We start from the raw sequence: 25,997 nt of genomic DNA, 5'->3' as shown, positions 1-25,997 counted from the left end.
TAATGTTCGGAGCGCAGACACTTTATTTATTTTTTCGGCCAAATGAAATGGCTGACTGCAATGAGAAAGTCGACACCGAGGACAACTGTCCAAAGCTTCAGTGCAAGGGAGAGTGCTTCTGTGCGTGAAGCATCGCCAATAAGAAAGATCATGATTACTAGAAAAATGGCTCCGATTATATAGGCAAAAACATGTTGCAGCCAACTTTTAAAGTAGTGCTTCGCATGGGGGATGCCGGAAAGTTTCTCTGGGGCTGGCCCTTCTTTTGTGATGTAATATCGGAAACGAACATCCGCCCATTCAATCATGCTTTTACCGAAGGCCACCGATACACCAATATAGACGGCGGCAACCGCATGGGCGATTGTAGCCTCAGCCCCGTTCCATAGGTGTACACTTGTTGTTACAAGTAAAATCAAATCAATGAGTGGGGTTAGTGCGAGTAAGAATAGTCCTGTTTTTTTCTTTTTGAGAATGTAACGAGTCGTCAGTCCGGCGACAATCACAACCCAAAAGCCGATTTCACATGCAACAATCATCCAGGTAATTATGTCCAATGGTTTTCCTCCCAGATATGTTTAATGTACTTTTTTAAGCACTAATCTTCTCTCTAAACTTTTGACTTGTTAAAACGTTTAGCAGAAAGGAGTTGAAATTTCTTTGCAGTCTTCTGGAAATTAGGATGTTCAGGTTATTGGCTAAGAAGACGACTTCTGTCTGATTCCCTTCTTTATCAGTTGTATAGGAAGCATGTGTGAAAACAAATAAGGTCGAGCCTCCTTTTAAACCCCCGCGGTCGATCCAGTTTCTGTTTGCCTTATGTATGTACAAACCATAACCCAGAATCTCTTCAATGCAATCTTGCATCCGTTTATCAAACGTTTTCCTTTGATTGATGATCTGCATAAGGGTCAAATAGTCATGGGCTGATGCTGAGGGTAGCCGGTCGGACCATATTTTCTGAAAATCTATATCCAATTTCAATTCATTCATGTATCTTCTTTGTTCGTTCGCGGTTATATGATCATGAATTTCTAAAGCGCAATCCAAATATTCCTCTCTCGACATGCTTTCAAGTCTTTTTAAAAGGACCGTTTTATCTGTGAGCTTCTCGCTGGTTTCGATAAAGGACGGAATATACAGAGAGGAGACTACAGGGAAAATGGGTGTATGACTGTTCAACTGAAGAGATGCAGGTATTTGGTTGATAGCATCCAAACCAAGGTAATGGATTAGGAATTCTGTGTTGGCGTTTGAGCTGTATGCAATCATCCCAATGGCCACTTCTTTTAAGGTGTACTGGTCTTTGTCGGCAAAGTCCCGAACCCACTTCATGTGGGCACCACCATCTGTCCCTTCCACATAGAACTTTAAGAGCTCCTCTTTAGCAATTGTTGCATTTTCATCAATTGTGTTATCACTCACTTGTTTTGCAAATGCAATAGCGATGATAACTTTCATGGTACTTGCTAACGGTAAAACACTATGTGGATTGATGGAAACGATTGGTTTATCGTTACGTTTGATGATTAGTGAAACGTCTTCTTTTTCTTTCCTTTTCTCTACATAATTCATGACAACTTCCATGTTGTTATAAAAAATTTTCCAAAGAACAATGGCAGTCAGTGCAATGGCTACTCCTGTTGGAACGAATAAGTCGTTCAACGAAATCCCCCCTCTAATGTAGTTTTTCAGTTCGTATATGTAATCTGTTATATGTTTACGTTTGCTTTTGAGATTTGTTTCATTTTTCCACCTTTCAGCAGGGGAGTTAAGTCCAGCTCATATCCTGCTACCATGCCTTCGATCATGAACGTCACGGAGTCCCTTTGAATAGGCTGGTGGTGCAATGTTTTTCAAAACGTCTCCTGGAACTTCACTTTCGGAAGGGCTTCCAAATATTTTAATTTTTCAACAATAATGATACACTGAACATAGATAAAAATATCTGATAATAGGGAGAATGAAAGGGAAATGAGCAAAAAATACTCGAAGACAGACGTGATTTTAATTGGTGCAGGGATCATGAGTGCGACATTGGGATCTTTGCTTAAAGAGTTAGTGCCGGACTGGAATATTCGTGTTTTTGAAAGGCTCGGAAGTGCTGGGGAAGAAAGTTCGAATGTATGGAACAATGCAGGTACAGGCCATGCTGCCCTTTGTGAGCTGAATTACACGAACGAAAAGCCTGACGGATCGATTGATATGACAAAAGCCATTAAAGTAAATGAACAGTTTCAAGTCTCCAAGCAATTTTGGTCTTATCTCGTAAAAAACAACCGAATCAGTAACCCGAATGATTTCATTATGCCATTGCCTCACATGAGTTTCGTTCAGGGAGAGAAAAATGTGGACTTCCTGAGAAAGCGCTTTAACACGATGTCTCAGAACCCGTTGTTCAAGGACATGGAATTTTCTGATGATCCGGATAAACTGGAAGAATGGATTCCGCTAATTATGAAGAACCGCACGATTACTGAACCCATTGCTGCAACGAAGATTGATGCGGGAACAGATGTGAACTTCGGTTCGTTGACGCGGAAGATGTTTGATCATCTTGAAAAAGAAGACCTTGAAATCAACTATAAGCATAGTGTGGAAGATATCAAACGTGCGGAAGACGGTTCTTGGGAAGTGAAAGTACGCGATCTTCAAAACGATAAGATTGAATTTCATAAGTCCAATTTTGTCTTTATCGGTGGCGGGGGCGGAAGTCTGCACTTGCTTCAAAAAACAGGCATTCCAGAATCCAAACAGATCGGCGGATTCCCTGTCAGTGGTTTGTTCATGGTGTGCAACAATCCGGAAGTGATCGCCGAACACCGCGCGAAAGTGTATGGTAAAGCGAAAGTCGGTGCCCCACCGATGTCCGTGCCGCACTTGGATACACGCTTCATAGATGGCAGGGAGAGCTTGCTTTTCGGACCTTTCGCCGGCTTCTCACCGAAGTTTTTGAAAACAGGATCACTGCTTGATTTAATTACATCTGTCCAAAAGGATAATTTAGCGACAATGGTCGCAGCAGGTGTGAAGAACGCTTCCTTGACGAAATATCTAATTGAGCAGGTCATCCAATCTAAGGAAAAACGTTTGGAAGAACTACGTGAATTCATCCCTACAGCGAAAGCAGAGGATTGGGATCTCGTCACCGCAGGTCAACGTGTGCAGGTGATCAAGGATACCGAAGGTGGAGGAAAAGGAACACTTCAATTCGGAACCGAAGTTGTCAGTTCCGCAGACGGCTCCATTGCTGCCCTCCTCGGTGCCTCTCCAGGAGCATCGACAGCTGTTTCAGTCATGCTTGAGCTGATGGGGAGATGTTTCCCAGAGCAGCTGAAGGAATGGGAACCGAAAATCAAAGAGATGATTCCTTCTTACGGGCAGCCACTAGTGGAAAATCCAGAATTAATCCGTGAAATTCATGCGACGACTGAAGATACGCTTGAGCTGACGGAAGAACAGGAAGAGAGTCCTGTGAACATTTAAAGGGAGTTAAAAGTGCCTTTTTCCATCAAAATGGAAAGGCACTTTTTTTATGATCTATTGGTAAATGTCCTAGCATTCTTCAGTCCAAAGTTGTACACAGACTTCATTCTTTCCGCTAATGAGCTTTTCCTTCTGAATCAGTTACGATTGGTTTTAAAAGAGGGCTTTCCAGTTCCTATCAAGGAGTGCTCGTTATAATGGGAGGAAGATGAATGAAATTCACAAGATTTGAAGCATCACAAATAAGAATGGCGAGACCAACGGATCAATTCGAAAAAGTAATCGATTTTTATGAGTCTGGACTGGGGTTAGAGAGACTGACAGACTTTTCAGGGCACCGAGGATACGAGGGAGTGGTTTATGGATTACCTGGTCTTCCCTATCATCTCGAGTTTACTAGACATGAAGCGGGCAGCCCCTGCCCTGCGCCCACGAAAGATAATTTGCTGGTATTTTATATAGAAAATCGTGATGAGGTGTTGAATACAGCTGAACGACTACAGGATATGGGGTACAAGGAAGTAGAATCTGAAAATCCTTATTGGAAGGAAAAAGGGATAACCATTGAGGATCCAGATGGTTGGAGAGTCGTTTTGATGAATACGTTAGGGATTTAAAATGGGAATGAGAGCAAGGATGAAGAAACTGCTATGCTTTCCTCTTTCTTTATTACTGCCCGATAATTCTAGCTTAAATGGATTGTTTTACAAGGGATCGGTTTGAAATAATGAAAATCTGTAAGGAGGGGTGTGCTTGTTATTTTTCATTGTTCTCGCCTGCATGTTATTAGGTTGGTTGATTATGATGACTGGGCCATTAATAGGAGGAATAATCACTTTTGGTATTGTTGTAGGCTGTTTACTCAGGGGATTGTATCTCATTAGTGACATACATAAACAACTAGTCAAAGGTGAAAGAGAAGGAGAATCAGCTGAGAAAAAGACTCCGTAATTTAAATGGGAAGGATAAAGCATGGAAGTGGAAACACTCTATGCTTTTTTGTTGGGCGATTTCCTTCTTTTTTAAAAAGAAGTTGCAAAACGACACCAGTGTCGATATAATGAAATTAACATAACGACATCAGTGTCGTTTAATTGAGAGGGGCCCAACCTATGGAACGCTTATGGAAAAACAAAGGATACATGACCTTGATGTCTGCTCAAGCCATTTCGAGCATTGGCGACTGGCTTAGTATTGTCGCGATTATCACGTTAGTTGGATTGAAGTGGGATGCATCACCTCTTGAAGTATCGTTCATCTTCTTGTGTCTGGCTGTGCCGATGGCCTTGTTTGGGCCGATGGCTGGAATGGTGGCTGACCGCTTCAGCCGGAAAACGCTTATGATTATCTCTGATGTTGTCAGGGCAGCCCTGATTTTAATTTTGACGGTTGCGACATCGCTCTGGATGGTCTATGCAACCCTCCTGACGATTGGGATTTTCTCTGCGGTTTTCGTACCTGCGAAAAATGGGAAACTTAAAGAAGTAGTACCAGAAGAAGATATGAAGGGGGCCATGTCCATTACTTCGATGATTGATTCCTCTACGAAAATCCTCGGTCCTCTCGTCAGTGGATTGCTTGTTGCGATCTTTGGGGCGCAGCAGGTATTCATCATCGACTCGGCCACGTTTGCTGTGTCCGCGGTTATCCTAATGTTTGTTCCGAACGCGATCCAGTTAGACACTAAGGAGAAAGAAAAAGAAGGCACTTCATTCAAAGAAGAGTTCGCCCTTGGTTTTTCATTCATCAAAACCAATCGCTTCATGATTACAGGTTTGGTCCTTGTCGGGCTCAGCCTACTGATTCTTCAATCCGCGGATTCGCAGTTAATCGTCTTAATCCGTGAGCTGACGAACGCTTCTCCGGACCTGTTTGGGTATCTTGTCACAGGTTCAGGACTCGGCATGTTTGCAGCTGGTTTTTTACTAGCGAAGAAAACCGACTACCGCTCTTATCCGCTTATGCTTCTAGGCGTTTGTGGAATAGGCGCCAGCTTCGGTATTATGGGAGTCCTAACCTATTATGACCTCGGTTATTCCATCCTTTGGGGACCCGGACTTGGATTCACGGCTGGTTTCTCGGCAAGTTTGATTTTTGTTCCATTCCAGGCGACGGTCCAGGTGAACACACCTGTTCATATGACAGGCCGCGTGTTTGGGGTTATCAATAGTGTCATGACAACGGCTACGATCATCGGTCCACTTGTCGGAGGGTGGATCGCAACAATAATCGGTGTCATTCCGACGTTTACGATTACGGCAAGTCTCCTTGTCCTAGTATCCATGATTGGATTTGTAACAAAAAGAAAAGTAGAGAGAGGGAATGTGCATGTCTCCGCGAGTGAGCAAGGAACACCTGAAGCAACGCCGAGCTGATATTTTGAAAGCAGCAAGAAACGTCTTCATCGAACATGGCTATGAGCACACGACGATGAAGCACGTTATGGAGGCTGCTGGTGTCAGCCGGGGTGGGCTGTATCAGTATTTTTCAAATAAAGAGGATTTGTTTGAAGCTCTGCTTGAAGAAGGACTCACGGACGAAGCGGGAGCGACAGAGGCTTCTCTTGGGAACGTAGAATCTTACTGGGATTCGCTTATGCAGCTTTTGTTCGGAGAAGACGGAAGTCCCGATACAGAAATGGATCCACTCGCACCAAGTAAGTTAGAGTTTTTTATCACGGGACGGAACGATGAACGCAGGCGTACCTATGGGGAAAAGAGGTATGAAATGGGACTGCGTATGTATGAGGAACTCATTAAAGCAGGACAACGTTCCGGTGAATTTAGTGACCGCTATGAAAGTAATCTGATTGCTCGGTCGATCATCACTTTTGTTGATGGTCTTGCCCTCGACCATGCGATGCTGCCGGAAGATAAGGTGAAGCTGAAAGAGCAGTCGGCTATGTTTGTGGAATATTTGAAAATGGCATTGGATGTATCCTCCTCACGATGAGGGGGATTTTCTATGTTTGTATGCATGTTTGATTTGCAGAATAGTTGGATATACAACTATATGATTCGACCAAAGGAGGAATCACATATGAAATCACTGGAGAATGCATTGAAACATAAAGTAGGGCTCGGCACAGCGCCTTTAGGAAATATGTTCAGGGATGTTCCGGAAGGAGAAGCTCGTGAAACAATCCAAACCGCCTGGAATCAGGGTGTCCGCTATTTTGACACCGCCCCATTCTATGGAGCTGGTTTAGCAGAAATGCGTGTCGGTGACGTGTTATCGAAGTACAACCGTGATGACTATGTGTTAAGCACAAAAGTAGGCCGTTATATGACGGATGAAACAGAAAAGAACGAAGGGCTTTTTGAACATGGGCGGAACAATAAAGTCATTACCGACTATACTGAGGATGCAACGAAGAGGTCCATTGAACAGAGCCTGGAACGATTGAATACCGATCGTTTAGATATGGTCTTCGTACATGACGTTTCTCCTGATTTCCACGGTGACGAATGGGTAGCCAAATTCGAAGAAGCAAGGACAGGAGCATTCCGTGTATTGTCACGTCTTCGCGAAGAAGGCGTCATCCGCTCGTGGGGCCTCGGTGTTAACACGACAGAACCGATTGAACTTGCCATGGAACTTGAGGAAACAAGGCCGGATGTCTGCTTATCCGCAACACAATATACGCTTCTGCAGCACGACCGTGCACTGCAGCGCATGATGACAATGGCTGAAGAGAAGGATGTAGACATCGTAGTGGGCAGTCCTTATAATTCCGGTGCCTTGTTTGGTGGAGAGCACTACAACTATGAAAAAGCCGGAGCCGATATCATTGGACGAGTGAATCAATTGAAAGAGATTGGCGATAAGTACAATGTGCCCTTAAAAGCAGCTGCGCTTCAATTTTCAACTGCTCATCCAGCTGTGAAATCTGTTATTCCTGGGTCGACGCGACCGGATCGGATTAAGGAAGATCTGGAGATGATTCAGCGGGATATTCCGAAAGCGTTTTGGGAGGAACTTGTGGAGAGAGGGTTTGTTTCGACGCTTGCACCTCTGCCTTTCTAATTAAGATAATTTAAAGGAAAATGGAGGCCTTAGCATCTTCTCTCTTTCTTTGGACTTAATTACAAGTTCTGGAGAAGAAGGAACTTCTACAAATGAATATTTGAGTGACGAGCTAAATTTTTAAGATGGAGGCACAATTAAAAGAAGTGCCCACTCATATCCAAAGCATAGTCCCCCTATTTGTAAGGGGGTGACTATGCTTTTTCTTTATTCTCTACCACATCTATAATAGTTTCTTTCTGTACATATTCAACCACGAATGATAGTAATATTATGGGTATTTATAGTATAAATGTCTGGCCTATACTTCCATTTTTAAGTAGAAATGGTAGTATAATAGATGCGTATATTAGCTCAAGGAGGATTTTAATGAAAAAAATAACCGGGTTATTTCTTACACTAACACTTGCGTTTAGTTTATTTCCTTACCAGGCGTTTGCTGCGGTTGGAGACTCTGTAACACTAGCGTCCAATGAAAATTATCCATGTGCGAAAAGTGATGCGGAGGTAACATGCAGTGATATTAATGAGATGTTAACAGAGGGCGCTTTAGAACGTGGCATCCCGCCGGAAGTAGCCAAAGCTGTTGCATTTGCGGAATCTACTTGGAAGCAATGGGTAGATGAGGATCAAACGGAACCGAATATTCAAGACGATGGTGGTATTGGCATCATGCAGGTAACCGACGGCGGATATGATGTAGGGAAATTGAAAAACGATATTCAATACAACATCAACGTTGGTCTTGATATCCTGAATGATAAATGGAATCTTGGTGTCCGTGGTGTAATTCCAACAGTCAACGATAACTCCAAGGACACTATTGAACATTGGTACTTCGCCGTTCTCGCATATAATGGAGTGAAAGAAGTGAACAGTCCGATTAAGCGTGAGGATGGAGAAGTAAACGAGTCCGCTTATCAGGAAAAAGTATTTGGCGTAATTGAGGAATATAATAATGGACTGGAGTTAAAGACGCTCCCTTTAGAAAAAGACGACTTTACATACGACCCGAATGACAAAGATACGACTCTAAACTTCAATAAAATGCTCTATCAAGTGCCGGCCCCTTTAACAGCTTCAAGGCAGATGTATAAAGCCGAAGATAAAGCTTTGACGATTGAAGGAACAATGCTGAGAGATACAAAGAATGGGCAAGGCGGAGAGAAGCTTGAACAACGGGAAGTCGTAGACATTAAAGATGCGACCATTTACTATGATACTTCTGATCAATCACCGGGACGTCACTGGGTTCGCTATCATGTGAAGCTTGAAGACGGACGTGAAGGTTTTGTCGCTTCGGGTGCAATTGAGCCAGTGACTTCACGTTTAAAAGGGGAAACACGAATTGAAACAGCTATCGATATTTCTGAGAAGGGATGGCAGAACGGCGCCGATACGGTTGTGTTAGCCAAAGCCTTCGATTTTCCAGACGCACTGGCTGGTGCTCCGTTAGCCTATAAATATGATGCCCCTATCCTTTTGACACGTACCGGTTCATTGAATCCTTCAACAAAAGAAGAGATTGAAAGACTTCATGCTGATCGAGTAATTATTCTTGGCAGCGTAGGAGCTGTAAGCAAGGACGTAGAAGATGAATTAACAGCAATGAATCTGGATGACGTGACCCGAATTGGTGGAAAAGATCGCTATGAAACGGCACAAATGATTGCAGATAAGCTCGGCTCTGATAAAGGCGAAGTCGTGTTGACTACAGGCCTGAATTATCCGGATGCCCTGGCGGTTGCTCCATATGCTGCTCGTCAAGGTCTTCCAATACTATTGACCCGTCCCCAATCTGCTCCTGCCGCAACGAAGGATGCTCTTAAGGACCAATCCCAAGTATATGTAATTGGTGGGGATGATGTGGTCAGTGATGCTGTCCTTGAAGAATTTAATGGCAGGGTGGACCGGATTTCTGGTCCTACACGTTTTGAAACGGCTGCTGACATCATCGATACCTTTGATCTTGGTAATCAACAGGCGCTTGTGGCAACGGGATACAACTATGCGGATGCTTTAACTGGTTCGGTGCTTGCTGCAAAGAAAAACGCACCACTTTTATTAGTAAGAGAAAATAATATACCTGCCGCAATGGAGAGGACGATTAGTACGAGACAGATTCACAACTATATCCTCCTTGGAGGGTCTGACGTTGTAGACGTGGCCGATCCATTGGCTGAATTAGCTGAAAACATGATGCAGTAATGAAAAAGAACCGGAGCTGACTCCGGTTCTTTTTGTTGAGTAGAAGATTTACAATCCATATGGAATAAATGTAAATTCATTCTAAAAAACTAGTCGGAAAAGCACGAATCTAGTAAATCCATGTTAAGATTGTTCAAGGTACATAAAGAACGCAGGGTCTGAGTCAGTCCCATAGAAAGATAGAAGGAGAGTGTACAAGTGAACGATTTAAGAGCACCTGAAAAAAGATTTCGTCCAGAAATCGAAGGAGTAAGGGCAATTGCAGCACTGTTGGTGGCGGTTTATCATATTTGGCTAGGGTCCGTATCAGGCGGAGTAGATGTCTTTTTCATCGTTTCCGGGTACTTGATTACGACTTCTTTGTTATCGAAGATGGTGAAAGAAGGACGGATTCATATTGGAGAGTATTTATTAGGACTTGGGAGAAGACTCTTCCCTGTAGCGTTTACGGTTATTTTAGTCATTATGGTTGGATCCATTTGGATTATGCCTGAAGCTCAGTGGAAACAGATTATTGCGGAAGGTTTCTCATCTGCTTTCTATTTTCAAAACTGGCAGCTGGCTTTCAGCTCTGTCGATTACTTATCCCAAAATAATCAGGCCAGTCCTTTTCAACACTTTTGGGCTTTGTCTATCCAAGGTCAGTTTTATATCACATGGCCATTGGTGATTATGATTGCCTATTACATAGCCCGGAAGCTTTTGAAAACCCCTGTCCGTAAGACGTTACTCGGGGTACTCGTAGTGATGTTTATGTTTTCTTTCACGTATTCCATATACAAAACCGCTGTTAATCAGCCTTGGGCGTACTTTGATACCTTTGCTAGAGTTTGGGAGTTTAGTCTTGGCGGAATGTTGGCGCTTTTGATTCCTTATCTCTCTTTTAAAAAGACTGTCTCTGTGGTGATGGGCTGGCTGGGGCTTGCGATTATCGTGTTCACTGGAATCGTGTTACCGGTTTCGAGTGTTTTTCCTGGTTATGTAGCGCTTTTGCCAACAACCGGTGTTATTCTAATTATCATTTCGGCCGAGAACAGTGGCGGTTTTGGTGTGGATCGATTGCTTGGCTCAAAACTGCTGCTTAAATTTGGCGGTATATCCTATGGCTTTTATTTATGGCACTGGCCATTGCTTATCTTCTATTATACTTACTTTGACACCGATACAATTACGACGCTGGCGGGACTTAGCATTATTATGATTACTTGTGTTCTCGCTTATTTATCTGTTCGTTTCATTGAAACCCCCGTACGGAGCTTAAGTGTTAAAACATCCAAGAAGCGGATTGGGATGGCTTTGACGGTGTTTATGCTTCCCGTTCTTATTGTCAATTTGGGCTGGGAGGTTTACAGCAGTCAAGTTCAAAGTAAATCGTATGAGGTAGAGGACTATCCTGGGGCGCGTATGATATCTGATAATGTTCAACCGGCTGCTGGAAAAGAACCATTCCCGTCGACGATCCAAGTGCAGGAAGAATTGCCGGCCTTCTATGACACGCGCGATTGCTTCACTTATACGAGCGAGCAAGGTATGAAGACATGTTCCAGGGGGGAAACTGAAAACCCCGACTATACGATTGCCCTTGTTGGGGGTTCACATTCCGGTCACTGGTTCCCAGCGCTAAAGGAAATATCGGATGACTTGAATCTTCAAATCAATATATATAATAAAGATGCTTGCCGCTTCTCGGCGGATGATTTTGATGGTCTTTTAAATGAAACGTGTATGGAGTGGAATGAAGAAGTCTTAAACGACTTAATGGAGGAACCTCCTGATGTGGTATTTACAACATCGACAGTTAATAGTGAACCTTATGTTCCAGAAGGATACATTAAACAGTGGGAAAAACTTGAAGGATTAACTGAAATCCTCGCCGTTCGTGATAATCCACGGATGGAAAAAGACGCGCCCCTTTGCTTGGATGAAAAAGATGATATCGAAGACTGTGCCGTCCCACGAAGTGAAGCTCTATCGGAAGAGATTCCATGGGAGCAAACCGATGGAATTCCGGATCATGTAACATTTGCTGATCTATCTGAATACTTTTGCGGGGAAGACCTTTGTAAACCAGTCGTAGGCAATGTGATAGTCTATCGTGACGAACACCACCTGAGTACAATATATTCAAGAACGCTCGCTCCAGCTGTCGAGGAGCACTTACAAAAGGTATTAGAAAAAGTGGACCAAAAATCATAAATCTTAGACAAGGCGGGTGGAATTTCACCCGCCTTCTTTTATAAAAAAACACGGTTACTCCATTTGTTTTATAATATATGACCTTTCAAGTGTCTTGGGCATTCGCTTCATATCAAGAAGTTTTGTTCTCTTCTAAAATAGAAGGAACTTATGCGTGTGAAAAAAAACAACCCCGCACCTCTAATTGAGGAGCGGGATAAATCATCTTAAACTTTCAAAGTAGGCGTCAGACCACTGAAGGAGTTTAAGAATATCTTTACGTTCACTTTCAAATTGCGAGGATGGGTTCTCAAACTCATTTTCAATCCTCTCATTCGATGTTAAATCAAGTATGCGTTCATCGAAACGACTATTTTTAGCGATAAAGAATGTATCTTTATTAAAGAACGAGCTTGTAGGTACGTAATAGCGCATCCCCAGAAGGTTATCGGAATAATGCCAGAGGTTATGCCCGAAGTAAAGGGTATTCGGCTCAACTCCCAAAAGGTTAAGGAGTGTCGGCATCATATCAATTTGTCCGCCAATATGATCTACAACTCCTGACACTTCCTCTTTTCCTGGCACACCTACGATGAACGGGATATTGAAGCGATTTAATAACGAATAGCGATCACCGATAAAGTCTTCCAGTAAATCCTGATCTTCACTTTTCAGTAATTTTCCGTGTAAACCAGAATGGTCTCCATAAAGGGCTATGACAGAATTATCCCATAACCCTGAATCTTTGAGTTCTTGGAAAAAATCACCCAGGGCTTGATCTGCATAATGGACCGACTGCATGTAGTTTCCGGTCAATGTACCTTCATAAGCGGCAGGAAGATCGAGTCCCTCTTTATCCTTTGGCATTTCGAACGGAGTATGGCTGGTTAAACTCAATACATGAGCATAGAAATTCTTATGATTGGAAGAGATCTCTTTTATAGCATCCATAGATCTTTCGTAAAACAAACCATCCGAAGGACCAAAGCCAACGGTGTCTTTTTCTCCATAAAATTCTTTTGCATAATAGTCATCAAACCCAAGAGCAGGGTACAGTTCGTCACGATTCCAGTAGGTCACATCATCTGCATGCATCGTTACAGAGTGATAACCTTGATTTCCCAGCATACGCGGAAGGGAAGGAAGCTGCATGCCGCCTACCTGCTCCGTAGTTGCTTGATTTCCAAGCGGATACAGGGACGTGTTCATCAAGAATTCCGCATCGGATGTGTTTCCTGAACCAATTTGTTGATACACATCGGTGAAATATAGACTTTCCTCAAGCCATTGATTAATCGTCGGTGTGATTTCCTGGCCATTAATGGATTTTCCAATCACGAAATCCTGAAGAGATTCAATTTGAATCACGATAAGATTACGGTCTTTGGCAATCCCAAAATGTTCGTGTTCCTTCATTGGTACATAATCATTACCTTTCAGTTCCTGGATGCGTTTGAGTGTTACATTTTGTTCTTCACCAGTAAAGGCAAGGGCCGTTTCACTTTTTGAATTCTCATGGTAATACTGAATGAATTGGGTTTGGAAAAATCCATTTTCCTTAGCAAATAAAGCATTATCCAAAACCATTTCACTTTTATTCATCTGGAAATTCACTATGGTCACAATTAAACTCATCACCAGGACACCGGTCATTGCTAATTTTGAGGTTTTAATTGATGGGTAAGACCACTTTCTTGAGAAAAACCATAGAACAACAAGAAGGAGGAAATCTGAAAAGAAAATAAGGTCTGTTTTGTCAAAGAGCATCCACATACTCTCATTTACACTGCCTACCTGATTCAACTGGGATAGATCATAATAGGTAGGGATGGTACTGAAGTATCTTTCATAAATAAGCATACCTACAAACAATGCGGATAAAAGGAAATCAAGGAATATATACAGAACAAGCTTTCCGCGTTTGAAAATTAATTCAAATATAGACATAACGATCAGGATCAGGCTCATTTCAAACCATAAGCTTGCAAAAGGATTGAAGTCGTATAGGAGCCAGTACCTTAGAAGAATAAACTTTAATGTAAGGACAACTGTAAAAAAGAAGAAGTAACTCTTTATAAATCTTTTAAATGATTCTTTCATAGTAGACACACCTCTACACTAGTTTATCTAAATGTTAAGTTTATGTAAATATTTTGTAAAGTTTAACGTTTCGAAAGGAGGAAAGGTGTAGGGGATAAGGGAGATTTAATAAAAGACAGATACAAAAGGAGGTGACCATCGGCCCTCCTTTTGTATCTGTCTTTTATTTTTTAAATGAAAATACTTAGGGAAAATTGAGAATACAAACGTATCTATAATTCCTTAATATAAAAAAAGAGGTAGAGGGTTTCCCTCTACCTCTTTTTTTATATTAATTACGAATCAAGTAATCAAACGCTCCAAGCGCCGCGTTTGCACCATCACCCATAGAGATGATGATTTGATTGTACGGGCTGTCGGTGACGTCACCAGCAGCAAACAAACCAGGCACATTTGTAGCCCCGTTTTTATTTGTGATGATCTCACCAATGCGGTTCTTTTCAACAGATTCGTCCATCCATTCGGTGTTCGGTACAAGTCCGATTTGAACAAAGACACCTTGAAGATCGATGTGCTGCTCTTCCCCGGATTCACGGTCGATGTATGTGATTCCGTTCACATTGTCATCACCGGTGATTTCTTTGGTTTGAGCATTTGTTTTCACTTCAGCATTTGGAAGACTGTTCAAGCGTTCTTGTAAGACTTCATCTGCTTTTAGTGAGTCTGCGAATTCCAGCACAGTTACGTTTTGCACGATACCGGCAAGGTCGATCGCTGCTTCGACACCAGAGTTTCCTCCGCCGATGACGGCAACGTCTTTGCCTTCAAACAATGGTCCGTCACAGTGTGGGCAGTAGGCGACACCTTTGTTCTTGTACTCGTCCTCACCAGGTACGCCTAGTTGACGCCAGCGTGCACCTGTGGAGATGATGACGGTTTTACTTTTCAGCACCCCGCCATTTTCAAGCTCAAGTTCAAACAAGTTGTCGTCGTTCTTCTGCAAGCTTTTCGCACGTTGAAGGTTCATGATATCGATCTCATAATCTTTCACGTGTTCTTCAAGGCTTGCCGCGAACTTCGGACCTTCTGTACTTTTCACACTGATGAAGTTTTCAATTGTCATCGTATCAAGGACTTGTCCGCCGAATCGTTCAGCAACGATTCCGGTACGGATGCCTTTTCGTGCAGAGTAGATCGCTGCACTTGCGCCTGCAGGGCCACCACCGATGACAAGAACCTCATATGGCTCACGGTTAGTGAATTCCTCTGGAGATGGGCCTTCACTGATTTTCGCAACGATTTCTTCAAGCGTCGTGCGTCCACCACTGAAGAATTCTCCGTTAAGGTGTACAGAAGGAACAGCCATGATGTTTTTCTCTTCTGCTTCTTCTTTAAACGCCGCACCATCAATCATCGTGTGCGTAATGTTCGGGTTCAGCACGCTCATGATATTCAGGGCCTGAACAACATCCGGGCAGTTGTGACAGCTCAAGCTGACATATGTTTCGAAATGAAACTCACCGGAAATGTTAGTGATTTGGTCGATCATCGTATCATCGATTTTCGGAGCTCTACCGCTCACTTGCAGCAAAGCAAGAACCAAGGACGTGAATTCATGACCAAGCGGAACACCGGCAAACGTAACGCCTGTTTCTTCTTGAGGGCGGTTCACGCTGAAGCTTGGTGTGCGTTTTAATTCTGTGTTTTGTGCTGTGATTTTCGGTGACATGGATGCAAGCTCATCCGTGAGAGCCAGCATGTCACGGGAGACCTTATCGTCCCCCGCGCTGACTTTCAGTTCGATGTCACCTTCTAAAAGCTTTAGATACTCTTCTAATTGTGCTTTTATTTGTGCATCGAGAACCATTTATTTTCCACTCCTTAAATTTTGCCGACTAGGTCAAGGCTTGGTGTTAGTGTTTCTTCGCCTTCTTCCCATTTTGCTGGGCAAACTTCGCCAGGATTGTTGCGTACATATTGAGCTGCTTTGATTTTGCCGATCAGGCTGCTTGCATCACGGCCGATTCCGCCAGCATTGATTTCTACTGTTTGGATAACGCCATCTGGATCGATGATGAATGTACCGCGCTCAGCTAGTCCATCTTCTTCATTCAGAACGTCAAATTGACGGGAGATCTGCTGAGAAGGGTCACCGATCATGGAGTAAGTGATTTTGTTGATTTTTTCAGAAGCATCGTGCCAGCCTTTGTGTACGAAGTGAGTATCTGTAGAAACAGAGTAAACTTCAGCACCTAGTTCTTTTAGTGCATCATAGTTGTTTTGTAGATCTTCAAGTTCTGTTGGGCAAACGAAAGAGAAGTCAGCTGGGTAGAAGCAGACAACGCTCCATTGTCCTTTGAAGTTTTGTTCTGATACGTCAACGAAATCACCGTTTTTGAATGCTTTCGCCTGGAATGGTTGTACTTCTTTACCGATTAGAGCCATAGTAGAATTCCTCCTGTAAAGTATGTTTGATTAGCTGCTGTGATGTTGCAGCTTTTTATAATAATTCTAATTCAGTAGCTATTATTATATAAAATCGAGTATTTGTCAACAAAGACAAAAATCTGTCGAAATTTAATATCAGCTAGCTGAATGAGAATGATTATACAAAAATTTCTCACGTTTTCTAGTGTAACAAGAAATTGAGAAAGGGTTTAGTAATTAGCCTTCCCGATTTTCATTTAATATAGAATCATATTGAGGAAATAATTTCATGTAAACATCTTTTTTCTTTTGTTCGGGTTATGTAAAGGATGGAAGGGAAATACAGGGGATTGGCAGATGGTGTCGAATCGTATATAAGCAGTCTAATAAAGAGGAGGATGAGAATGACCGAGGATAAGAGAAAGGTAGTGACTTTTGCGCAGCCTTCCAAACAGACGGCTCCTTTTCGTCATGGACAACCGTTAACAGAAGAAGTCGTGGATGCATTTTTGCCTGAGCTATACAATGAATTTGTTTCATTTATAGTGGACAGGGTGGGGGGAAGTGTACCGACCGTTATTGATGGAGTTCGTGGAGGATCACGATCCCCCGGAAGACAAACGCCTCGTGCTTGAGTTGAACTTATTTTGGTGGAGGGTCCTCTATGATGTTTCTGAAAATGAGAGCGTAAGCTTTGTGGAAGATTTTTGTGGTGAACGGAAGCAAGGTTTAAAGCAAAACCCTTTGATGAAATCATGGCTTGGAGAATGGGAGAAAGCGACTCCTAAACTCTACTATATCGGAGAAAAGTTCGGAGCCAATGCTTTTGCAGCTGTGGATATGATGACAGATGAAACGGTGGATGTGGTCCTTATCGATAGAAAGGTGAAGGAGCCTGAACAAGGCAGCATCGCCGTAGGTACGCTCATTCCAATGGGAGATGCTCTCTATTTTCCAGTTACCGGCTTCTATTGTTTTGACCCAGAAGTGAGTAAAGAAATAGCCCGGCCGCTTTTATACCATTATAAAAAGGAGCTGGTAGAATCGCCCGTGCTTGAGGGATTCGTCCATGTCCTCTCCATTGCTTTACAAATGGAACGTATAATTTTAGAAAAAACCACACCTTCTTCTCCTCTTAAGAGCCCCTAATTTTACTCATCACCCATTCCTGTGTCATAGAAGACTCTCTTCGTGGTAGTATTGAAGGAGTAACCATTTGAGCGGAGGAGCTTACTATGCGCATTTTCAGAATTCTGAACAACAACGCGGTCGTTGTTTATGATGGTCCACAGGAGAAGATCGTCATGGGGAAGGGCGTCGCTTTTCAAAAGAAGCGGAATGATATTGTACCGAAAAATAAAATCGAGAAGATCTTCCTCTTACGAGACCAGTCCTCAGAAAAGTTCCAACAACTATTATCCACGTTACCGGAAAAGCATATTGAAGTGGCTGAGCGAATCATCAGTCATGCGGAAGGATATTTAGAAGCCCCTTTAAATGATCATATCCATATCGCGCTCACCGACCATTTGTCGTTTGCGTTGGAACGCCTGGAGCAAGGGTTTCCGATCCAGAACAAATTGACAAATGAAATTAAGTTTTTATATAAGAAAGAATTCGAGGTCGGGATGTGGGCGAAAGAAGAGATTAAGCGCGAGCTTGGTGTAGAAGTTCCAATGGATGAGGTCGCGCACATTGCCCTTCACGTTCATACCGCCAAAATGGATGCGCCGTCGATGAGTGAATCGTTGCAGACGGCGACCATTTTGCGTGATATTGTTGAGCAGGTCGAAGCGATTGCTGGACTTACCATCGAAGAGACGAGCATCAACTATCAACGTTTAATCACCCATCTTCGCTTTGCGTTGAATCGTGTGGAAGAGGGCAGCAACTTCGAACCGATTGATGAAGATATGTTGGAGCTGATTCAAACGAAATATAAGGAAGCTTATGAAACATCAGAGAAGGTGGCAGGCTTTTTAAAGGAAGAGTATGGGGTTGATTTTCCAAATTCTGAAATTGCCTACATTGCTTTGCATATTCAGCGGCTTTTGAATGTAAATTAATTTTATTAAGGGATTGACGATAGCGTTTTCATTGGTTAGAATGAAGTTGTTCAAAGTTGAATAAAGCAGGATTGTTACTGGTAAAGCAGGCAAGACCTAAAATGTGTAGAGTTGGCTAGGTGACTCGTGTATGCGAATGACCTACCCACACTGTGCGCGTTTTAGGTCTTTTTTATTTTCTGAAAAATGACAAGGAGGAAGGATTATGAATCATAAAGAAGTAGCTGAACAATTAGTTTCGTTGCTCGGTGGCAAGGATAATGTAGTCAGCGCCACTCACTGTGCCACACGTTTACGGCTCGTCATTGACGATGAGAGTCAAATCGATAAAGCAGCCATTGAAGAACTCGATGGGGTCAAAGGGGCGTTTTCAAGTTCCGGTCAGTTCCAAATCATTTTTGGTACAGGAACCGTCAACAAAGTATTCACCCATTTCGGTCCAATGGTAGGGGCTTCAGTGGAAGAAGAGGAAAATGATAAATCCGTGTCTCACAAGGATGCGGCGAAAAGTAAAATGAACCCACTGGCGCGTTTTGCCCGGACGCTTTCGAACATATTCGTTCCAATTATCCCGGCGATCGTTGCTGCGGGTATGTTGATGGGTCTGCTCGGCCTGATGAACACATACAACTGGGTGGATCCAGAGAGCGGCATGTTCGTCATGCTTGATATGTTCTCATCTGCCTCCTTCATCATTCTACCGATCTTAATCGGTTTTAGTGCTGCGAAGGAATTTGGAGGGAACACGTATTTAGGTGCCGTTATCGGTGGAATTATGACCCACCCAAACCTTTTGAATCCGTGGGGACTTTCTGATGCTCAGCCGGAAACACTGGATTTCCTAGGCTTTGGTGTAGAAATGCTTGGATATCAAGGGACGGTTATCCCTGTTCTATTGACGGTTTATGTGATGGCGAAAATGGAACAAGCCTTCCGTAAGGTTGTTCCGAATGCCATTGATCTATTGCTTACACCGTTCTTAACGGTTATTTTCACAGGTTTTGTTGCTTTGCTTGTCGTAGGTCCACTTGGTCGTACGCTTGGTAATGGCCTGACTTCCGTGCTCGGCGTGGTGTATGACACGGCTGGTCCGATTGCCGGACTGATCTTCGGTGGTTTATATTCCACGATTGTACTGACAGGGGTGCACCACAGTTTCCACGCCATTGAAGCAGAACTGTTGAATGTTGGCGGAAACTACCTGCTTCCGATTTGGGCGATGGCGAACGTAGCTCAAGGGGGAGCGACGATTGCGGTCTTCTTCAAGACGAAAAGCAAGAAAACGAAAGAGATTGCTCTTCCGGCAGGTATCTCTGCTTTTCTTGGAATTACGGAACCTGCGATTTTCGGTGTGAACTTGAAGTACCGTCGTCCGTTCATCGGAGCGGCCATTGGTGGTGCGCTGGGTGGCGCTTATGTTGTGTTCACAAAAGTGATGGCGAACGGAATCGGTCTGACTGGTTTACCGATGTTCGCGATTGCCCAGGACCCAATTAATTATGGAATCGGCTGTTTAATTGCAATCGGTGGATCCATCATTGCGACGCTTCTGCTCGGATGGAATGAAGATACGAAATAATAGCAGCGGATCCTTACTAGTCTTACGGCTGGTAAGGATTTGTTTTGCATTGGTGAATGAAAGATAATATAGCTAGAGAATATTTTTGAGGAGGATGAATGATGAAAAAAGGTGTCATTTCGCTTGGGGAAGCATTGATCGATTTTATCCCGTTAGATCAAGACAATACGAACTATCAAAAGAGTCCAGGAGGAGCGCCGGCGAACGTTTCTGTCGGTGTCGCGAGACTTGGGGCGACGTCTACATTCTTAGGGAAAGTCGGCGATGACGTGCTCGGTCGATTTATGAAAAAAACGCTGACAGACTATGGGGTGCAGACCCACCGTATGTTTCTGACGCCGGAGGTCAGGACTGGCGTTGTTTTTGTAACGAATGCCGAGGACGGGGAACGAAGCTTTGACTTTTACATCCATCCGAGTGCCGATCAGTTCCTGGAAGCGGGGGAGATCGACGTTTCAGATTTCGATACCCATAAAGTGCTTCACTTCGGTTCGATCTCCATGATTGGTGAGACGGTCAAAGAGGCGACGCGCCATGCGGTTTCCTTGGCGAAAGAAAAAGGGATGGTCGTCTCCTATGATCCGAACTTACGCCTCCCTCTATGGGACTCAGAGGAACAAGCGAGAGAGACGATTCAGTCGATGCTTTCAGAAGCAGACCTTTTGAAAATATCGGAGGAAGAACTGGAATTCATCACAGGCGAAACGGACATTGAGCGTGGGCTTGAAAAGCTTGCGGGTTACGACATTCCTTTGACCCTGATTACGATGGGTGGAGAAGGCAACTATGTGTGCACATCTGATGGAATACAGCATGTCCCTGCAATGAAAGTGAAAGCGGTCGATACGACAGGCGCTGGCGATGCGTTTGTTTCGGGTATGTTGTACTCCTTGAATGAGTATGAAGGCGATATCGCTGCCATCACACTACCGGAAGCAGTGAAGATGGCGAGATTCGCAAGCGTATCCGGGGCGCTCGCGGCATCGACGAAAGGTGCGATGACGGCCCTTCCAACAAAGGAAGAAGTGATGAAACACCTTGAAGAGGCAGGCGAGTAAGTGATGAGTAAAGATCAGGAATTGCGCCGGTCCGCCTTTGAAGAAGTGGAAAAGTACCAGAACCTTGTGAAATCGGACCCTTATCGTCTGCACTATCACATCATGCCACCCGTCGGTTTGTTGAATGATCCAAACGGCTGGATTCAGTGGAACGGGACCTATCATTTGTTTTATCAGTGGATGCCTTTCAAAACCGGTCATGGGGCAAAGTACTGGGGTCATTATTCGTCCGAGGATCTCGTCAACTGGAAACATGAAGATATTGCTCTTACGCCCTCTGAATGGTTTGAGAAAAATGGCTGTTATTCAGGATCTGCGATTGAGCATAATGGCGAGCTTTATGCTTTTTACACAGGGAATGTGAAGGATGAGGAAGGCAATCGCGAGTCGTATCAATGCCTTGCTGTGTCCAAGGACGGCATTCATTTTGATAAAAAAGGGCCGGTTGTACACCTGCCGGAAGGGTACACGGCACATTTCCGGGACCCGAAAGTGTGGGGGCAGGATGGTTCTTACTTTATGGTCGTCGGCGCTCAGACGGAAGATTTAAAAGGGGCAGTTGCCCTGCTTCGAAGTGAGGATTTACGTGAGTGGACCCATATGGGTGTCTTAGCCGGCGGGGGAGAAGGACGTCTTGCCCAGTTCGGCTATATGTTCGAATGCCCGGATTTGTTTGAGCTGGACGGAGGGGATGTCCTTGTTTTTTCACCTCAAGGGCTGGAACCTGAAGGGATGAAATATCAGAACGTCTATCAGGCAGGATATGTGGTCGGAACGTTTGAGTCTCAGAATGGAGCTTATGAGCATGGTGATTTTTATGAGCTGGATCACGGTTTTGACTTTTATGCACCGCAGACGACGGAAGATGAACACGGCCGCCGGATGATGTTCGGCTGGATGAGCGTGCCGGACCAGGATGAACAGGAGCACCCAACCATAAAGCATCAGTGGCTCCATAATATGACCCTTCCGCGTGAGATGAAGCTCGTGGATGGACGAGTCTATCAAACACCGGTAGCGGAACTTGAGGAATTGCGTAATGGTGGTGTGGTGGAACATGAAGTTCAGATTAACCAGGAGACGCTTGTGGTGGACGGTGTCAAAGGTAAAGCCGTAGAGCTTAAACTTGAAGATATCGATGTTTCTGAAGGTTGGTTCGCCCTTGAAGCCGGAGGTGCTGCACGTCTCGTTTATTCCCGTGAGCAAAGAATTTTCACATTGGAACGAGAAAGTTACGTCAATGGTGTCGTTGAGAAGCGACAGACAGAAGTTGCTGACTTGAAGGACATGCACGTCTTTATCGATACATCATCTGTAGAAGTGTTTGTTAACGGAGGCGCCCAGGTCTTTACCGCCCGCTTCTACCCAGCACCCAACAACGACAGGATCCAATTCACTGCATCAGGCAAAACATCCCTCAACCTCAAAAAATGGGATTTAGGGAAAGTGTTTTAACTTCCATTATCTGTATGACCTGGTACACCAATAAAAGTAAAAAGACGGCCCGCGATATGTGGGCCGTCTTTTTTGGTTATGGGGTGTACAGTTTTCCTTTGTCGTCGATATAAACGGACTGGATGATGGTGCGTTCGAGAGGAGTACCATCGTAGGTTCCTTTCACGTCAATGGTCATGTTATAGACCCCTTCCCCAAGACTTGGAATCTTAAAGTCTTTCCCATTCTTCTTGGCCTGCATCTTCTTCTCTTTCAACTTCCCATTTTTATCATAGTACTCGATGATCATATCGGTGTTGACGTTCAGCTTTTTGTTTGCTTTCACCTTCATTTGGTTTCCTTCCACTTCACTACTTAGCATGGCATCAACGGGACTTTCGAAGGCTGTGTTCAGGAGGTAGCTTTCTTTTTGGTCGGCTTTTGTTTCGAGTGTCCATTTCCCGGATTCCGGATTTTTAAGGGTGATGCTATGGTGATACGCCCCGTCGAAAAATTCCGTATCGTCTGCCGTTACATCGAAGGCGGCATACGTTTTATTACTCGGTGATTGGAGTGTTAAGGAGGTATCTTTATGGTCACTGATCCAGTCGAAAGTGACCGATGACACTCCTTTTTCAACCGCAATCCTTTCCTTGTGTGTCCCCACATATTCCCCACCGGTAACGTAATGCCCGGCAGAAGTCTCCACTTCTTCCGTGGCGGCAGCTGTCTCGAAGCTTGCTATAGAAGGCGAATAGGCCATACTTTCATTCAGATAATCTTTAAAGAGGTTAAAGGTGGACGACCCTTCTTTGATGGTCGTGTGATCCCATCTTCCTACACTAATTTCAGTAGCATAAGGAAGGCGGGAGCTTTGGACAGTGACAGCGCCGTCATTACTTCCATAGGAGCTTAAATAAAGACCACCCCAATAGAGAGCGCTTCCGAAACTGCCCCATTTCGTGCCACCGAATGTGTAAAAAGGAGTATTGTACACATTGGCCTGATTATCGGTAACGGAGCGGTAATAATCCATATAGCCGGTTTGGAGCGAGTAGGTCCCATCATTTTTACTTCCTATGATGCCGGCAAGCCACCCCGCCCAGCTGCTGTAAGCAAGGTCTGCAAGTTGTGAGCCCCGATGAGGGGAAGATAATGTAATGACACGTTCGATATACGGATCGGCACCGTAATGGACGAGGGCAGATTGGGTATCCACCCCGCCTTTACTATGGGCGACGACGACAACTTTTTCACCGAAGTAATTATAAATCTCCTTGACCTTTTCTGCTAAAAGGGCGCCGTTATCCCACATGCTCTTGCCAGCATTAAGGTCGATGAAAGCTGTTTCGTACCCGTTTTGGTAGGCGGTTGTGTACATATTATTGTTCACATACCAAGTGTCTGAGGAGCTGTTCAATCCGTGTACAAAAAGAATGGGGTGTGAGTTAGCAGCGATTGTAGAGGGAGTTTCTCCGACATACCATTCACCTGGGTTACCCGAGGTACCATCCTTAATCGACCCAGCTAAACTGACAGATGGTACGGAGAGAAAAAAGGCTGTGAAAACGATGAACCACTTCTTAAAATTAAGCATTGATTGTCTCCTTTAAAAAGTTTTTGGGAGTCGTGAACGTGATCTGTGAGGTGTCTCCTTTTATACCATTCGGTGCTGGAAGTTCATTTCCTCCATTTGGAAAATGGGAAGTTTTGTTGAAATATGTTTCTTAGACCTTCCGCTTTCTAGTTGGCTCACATAGGATATACCATGAGTAAATGGGGGAGGAATGAGGATGTCCCACAGAATCACTTCAGGAAACCGTCTTCTTTTCGTCACAGAACCAGGCGGGCAGGTCGTCGAGGAAGGACAAACGGTCGATTTGACGGAAGAATATCCGGCGGGCATCGATGTCAGCCCTTTTTATACGATCCGGGTGGCTGGAGGAAACCGGGTGGTCTCAGAGGGAGCCGTCACGTTCAAGTTACTTATGAAAGTCAATCAGGTCAGTTTTTTGACCCTCGATCAGATTACGGTTTATCCGGGAGAAAGGTTCAACCGTACCTATAATGTTCCGGGGATCGGCCTTGGAATTAAAGCGGAAGCAGAAAACGGCTCTGGCGTAGATGCCGTTGACTTAGTGGTGATCGGGTTTAAATTTTAGAATACAAAGAACGACCTGAAAAAAGGACGCCTCTACTAAAAGACGTCCTTTTGCTTTATTCTTTTTCAATGGTGTAAGTCCCTCGTGAGGTTTCCAAAGTGAAGCGGTCGTTCAAATACTGGTATCGAGTCGAATCCTCCAGGGGAATTTCATAATAGGCGGATGGTAGCGGCTGGGCGCTTTGCGCATCGGTTTCTGTTTGACCTTGGCCATGTAAGTATAGGGCATGCATGGGGGTGTAATCGTCCAGCCGGCGTGTGTGGGTCTCATATGAGATATGATCAAGGTTCATGGTGATGGTATCTTCATCACGTAGTTCGTGTTTCTGTATGCGTATGTCTTCTCCCTGCCATTGTTGCAAGCGCTGATTGAATTCCTCAATAGTTAAATCGTTCATGATGATCCCTCCTGCGTTTATCTTTTCCACCAGGGTTGTAAACATGCAGGTGATACTTTCTATATCATGGTAAAATGAAGGCAGACCAGTCATACCAGTTCAGATATTCCCCCATTTTGAGGATATCTCCATTCAACAGAGAATATATCAATAAAAGGCAGGAACGTATAGCTGCATTTGGAATTTACCAATGAAAGAACGTTTGCTTACATATCATTCAGATGAAGGAGGCGTCCACCTTGAGGAAAACAGGACATGTTTTAGCCGTGATCCTTTTGCTCACTTTTCTAACGGCGTGCGTGGAAGGGGATCTGAAATTGAAGATCGATAAAGATGGAAGCGGCGAACATACGATTACGGCAGGCGTCGAAGAAGAAACGTTGAGTCGCTTCGGAGACCGTGCTGAAAATATGATGGATTCCGTTACTGAGGAGCTTGAGTCAAAAGGTTACGAAGTGGAATCCTATAAGAAGAATGGCTTCACTGGTTTTCGGGCCAAAAAGCACTTTGAGGATGTACAGGAGATGGAAGTACTGCCTGTGTCCACTGGTATGAAAGAAGCAGGTGTTTCGCCTGCAATCGGCGATGTTCCTGTTGAAATGACGACAGAAGGCGGGATTTTCACTAAGACCTATAAAGTAGAGGCAGCGCTTGACCTGTCCAATTCAGGTGTCATCGGAGGCATGCAGTCACTCGTGGCCGATCAGTTGGATCTTACGTTCACCCTTGACCTTCCTATAAAACCGAAGTCACATAATGCGGATCGTGTGGATGGCGACGTTTTGCAATGGGACATCCGGGCAGCCGGAGAAACGAACATGATGGTGGAGATGGTTGTGCCGAATGTGAAAAATATCATCATTGCAGCGGTTGCAGCAATCATCGTCTTAGGTCTGGTCTTCTTTCTCATTCGAAAACAACGCCGCAAATAGAAAAAAA

23 protein-coding genes are annotated in these 25,997 nt (G+C 44.1%); 16 read left to right on the top strand and 7 right to left on the bottom strand.

Annotated features, from left to right (window positions below; all coding sequences use genetic code 11):
- Window positions 1–26: 26 nt before the first annotated feature.
- Both VKA52_RS11005 and VKA52_RS11000 read right to left on the bottom strand, forming a co-directional pair.
- On the bottom strand, window positions 27–557 hold the full coding sequence (locus VKA52_RS11005; RefSeq protein ID WP_326315692.1) for a hypothetical protein: 531 nt from the start codon (window positions 555–557) through the stop codon (window positions 27–29).
- A 34-nt stretch (window positions 558–591) separates the two neighbouring features.
- A complete protein-coding gene (locus VKA52_RS11000; protein WP_326315691.1) occupies window positions 592–1,665 on the bottom strand; it encodes a serine hydrolase in 1,074 nt (357 codons plus the stop codon).
- Between the two features lie 309 nt (window positions 1,666–1,974).
- Here VKA52_RS11000 and VKA52_RS10995 point away from each other — a divergent pair, with 309 nt between their 5' ends.
- The 8 genes from VKA52_RS10995 to VKA52_RS10960 all read left to right on the top strand — a co-directional run bounded on the left by VKA52_RS10995 (window position 1,975) and on the right by VKA52_RS10960 (window position 11,916).
- On the top strand, window positions 1,975–3,486 hold the full coding sequence (locus VKA52_RS10995) for a malate:quinone oxidoreductase (protein ID WP_160910553.1): 1,512 nt from the start codon (window positions 1,975–1,977) through the stop codon (window positions 3,484–3,486).
- Window positions 3,487–3,698: 212 nt separating this feature from the next.
- Window positions 3,699–4,103, top strand: coding sequence for a VOC family protein (locus VKA52_RS10990; RefSeq protein WP_160910554.1), 405 nt, complete (start codon window positions 3,699–3,701; stop codon window positions 4,101–4,103).
- A gap of 136 nt (window positions 4,104–4,239) precedes the next feature.
- On the top strand, window positions 4,240–4,437 hold the full coding sequence (locus tag VKA52_RS10985; protein ID WP_442788844.1) for a hypothetical protein: 198 nt from the start codon (window positions 4,240–4,242) through the stop codon (window positions 4,435–4,437).
- A gap of 161 nt (window positions 4,438–4,598) precedes the next feature.
- The gene (locus tag VKA52_RS10980; RefSeq protein WP_326315689.1) at window positions 4,599–5,861 is read left to right on the top strand and encodes an MFS transporter; all 1,263 of its coding nucleotides are present in this window, start codon (window positions 4,599–4,601) and stop codon (window positions 5,859–5,861) included.
- Entirely contained in the window at window positions 5,827–6,438 is a 612-nt protein-coding gene (locus tag VKA52_RS10975; protein ID WP_326315688.1) for a TetR/AcrR family transcriptional regulator, read from the top strand. The genes VKA52_RS10980 and VKA52_RS10975 overlap by 35 nt, the downstream gene beginning before the upstream one ends.
- An 87-nt stretch (window positions 6,439–6,525) precedes the next feature.
- On the top strand, window positions 6,526–7,512 hold the full coding sequence (locus VKA52_RS10970) for an aldo/keto reductase (RefSeq protein WP_160910558.1): 987 nt from the start codon (window positions 6,526–6,528) through the stop codon (window positions 7,510–7,512).
- A gap of 369 nt (window positions 7,513–7,881) precedes the next feature.
- Window positions 7,882–9,720: a cell wall-binding repeat-containing protein gene (locus VKA52_RS10965; RefSeq protein ID WP_326315687.1), complete on the top strand. Its 1,839-nt coding sequence runs from the start codon at window positions 7,882–7,884 to the stop codon at window positions 9,718–9,720.
- Between the two features lie 198 nt (window positions 9,721–9,918).
- A complete protein-coding gene (locus VKA52_RS10960) occupies window positions 9,919–11,916 on the top strand; it encodes an acyltransferase family protein (RefSeq protein ID WP_326315686.1) in 1,998 nt (665 codons plus the stop codon).
- Window positions 11,917–12,117: 201 nt separating this feature from the next.
- Here the strand turns inward: VKA52_RS10960 and VKA52_RS10955 are convergent, their stop codons facing one another.
- The 3 genes from VKA52_RS10955 to ahpC form a co-directional block, all read right to left on the bottom strand.
- Complete coding sequence (locus tag VKA52_RS10955; RefSeq protein WP_326315685.1) at window positions 12,118–13,995, bottom strand: LTA synthase family protein; 1,878 nt, start codon at window positions 13,993–13,995, stop codon at window positions 12,118–12,120.
- Between the two features lie 271 nt (window positions 13,996–14,266).
- Entirely contained in the window at window positions 14,267–15,802 is a 1,536-nt protein-coding gene (gene ahpF / locus VKA52_RS10950) for an alkyl hydroperoxide reductase subunit F (protein WP_326315684.1), read from the bottom strand.
- 14 nt (window positions 15,803–15,816) lie between these two features.
- Window positions 15,817–16,380, bottom strand: coding sequence for an alkyl hydroperoxide reductase subunit C (ahpC, locus tag VKA52_RS10945; protein WP_146814671.1), 564 nt, complete (start codon window positions 16,378–16,380; stop codon window positions 15,817–15,819).
- A gap of 386 nt (window positions 16,381–16,766) precedes the next feature.
- On the opposite strand from ahpC, the gene VKA52_RS10940 reads away from it, so the two are divergent.
- From VKA52_RS10940 to VKA52_RS10915, 6 genes are all read left to right on the top strand, one after another.
- Window positions 16,767–16,997, top strand: coding sequence for a hypothetical protein (locus tag VKA52_RS10940; protein ID WP_326315683.1), 231 nt, complete (start codon window positions 16,767–16,769; stop codon window positions 16,995–16,997).
- A complete protein-coding gene (locus VKA52_RS10935) occupies window positions 16,927–17,511 on the top strand; it encodes a hypothetical protein (RefSeq protein WP_326315682.1) in 585 nt (194 codons plus the stop codon). The genes VKA52_RS10940 and VKA52_RS10935 overlap by 71 nt, the downstream gene beginning before the upstream one ends.
- An 86-nt stretch (window positions 17,512–17,597) precedes the next feature.
- A complete protein-coding gene (locus tag VKA52_RS10930; protein WP_326315681.1) occupies window positions 17,598–18,428 on the top strand; it encodes a PRD domain-containing protein in 831 nt (276 codons plus the stop codon).
- A 205-nt stretch (window positions 18,429–18,633) separates the two neighbouring features.
- Complete coding sequence (locus tag VKA52_RS10925; protein ID WP_326315680.1) at window positions 18,634–20,007, top strand: sucrose-specific PTS transporter subunit IIBC; 1,374 nt, start codon at window positions 18,634–18,636, stop codon at window positions 20,005–20,007.
- A gap of 101 nt (window positions 20,008–20,108) precedes the next feature.
- Window positions 20,109–21,065 carry an aminoimidazole riboside kinase gene (locus VKA52_RS10920; RefSeq protein WP_326315679.1) on the top strand — a complete coding sequence of 319 codons (957 nt, stop codon included), beginning with the start codon at window positions 20,109–20,111 and terminating at the stop codon, window positions 21,063–21,065.
- Between the two features lie 3 nt (window positions 21,066–21,068).
- Window positions 21,069–22,520, top strand: a complete 1,452-nt coding sequence (locus VKA52_RS10915; RefSeq protein WP_326315678.1) for a glycoside hydrolase family 32 protein — start codon at window positions 21,069–21,071, stop codon at window positions 22,518–22,520.
- Between the two features lie 76 nt (window positions 22,521–22,596).
- Here VKA52_RS10915 and VKA52_RS10910 read toward each other — a convergent pair whose 3' ends face one another.
- On the bottom strand, window positions 22,597–24,096 hold the full coding sequence (locus VKA52_RS10910) for an esterase/lipase family protein (protein ID WP_326315677.1): 1,500 nt from the start codon (window positions 24,094–24,096) through the stop codon (window positions 22,597–22,599).
- Between the two features lie 196 nt (window positions 24,097–24,292).
- On the opposite strand from VKA52_RS10910, the gene VKA52_RS10905 reads away from it, so the two are divergent.
- The gene (locus VKA52_RS10905; RefSeq protein ID WP_160910569.1) at window positions 24,293–24,661 is read left to right on the top strand and encodes a hypothetical protein; all 369 of its coding nucleotides are present in this window, start codon (window positions 24,293–24,295) and stop codon (window positions 24,659–24,661) included.
- A gap of 55 nt (window positions 24,662–24,716) precedes the next feature.
- Here VKA52_RS10905 and VKA52_RS10900 read toward each other — a convergent pair whose 3' ends face one another.
- Window positions 24,717–25,058, bottom strand: a complete 342-nt coding sequence (locus tag VKA52_RS10900; protein ID WP_160910570.1) for a hypothetical protein — start codon at window positions 25,056–25,058, stop codon at window positions 24,717–24,719.
- 239 nt (window positions 25,059–25,297) lie between these two features.
- Between VKA52_RS10900 and VKA52_RS10895 the strand changes: the two genes are divergently transcribed.
- Window positions 25,298–25,990 carry an LppM family (lipo)protein gene (locus VKA52_RS10895; protein ID WP_326315676.1) on the top strand — a complete coding sequence of 231 codons (693 nt, stop codon included), beginning with the start codon at window positions 25,298–25,300 and terminating at the stop codon, window positions 25,988–25,990.
- The last annotated feature ends 7 nt before the right edge of the window (window positions 25,991–25,997 follow it).

It is taken from the genome of Halobacillus sp. HZG1 (assembly GCF_035818575.1).
Classification (GTDB): Bacteria; Bacillota; Bacilli; order Bacillales; family Halobacillaceae; genus Halobacillus; species Halobacillus litoralis.
This window is presented reverse-complemented; position numbering and strand designations above follow the sequence as displayed.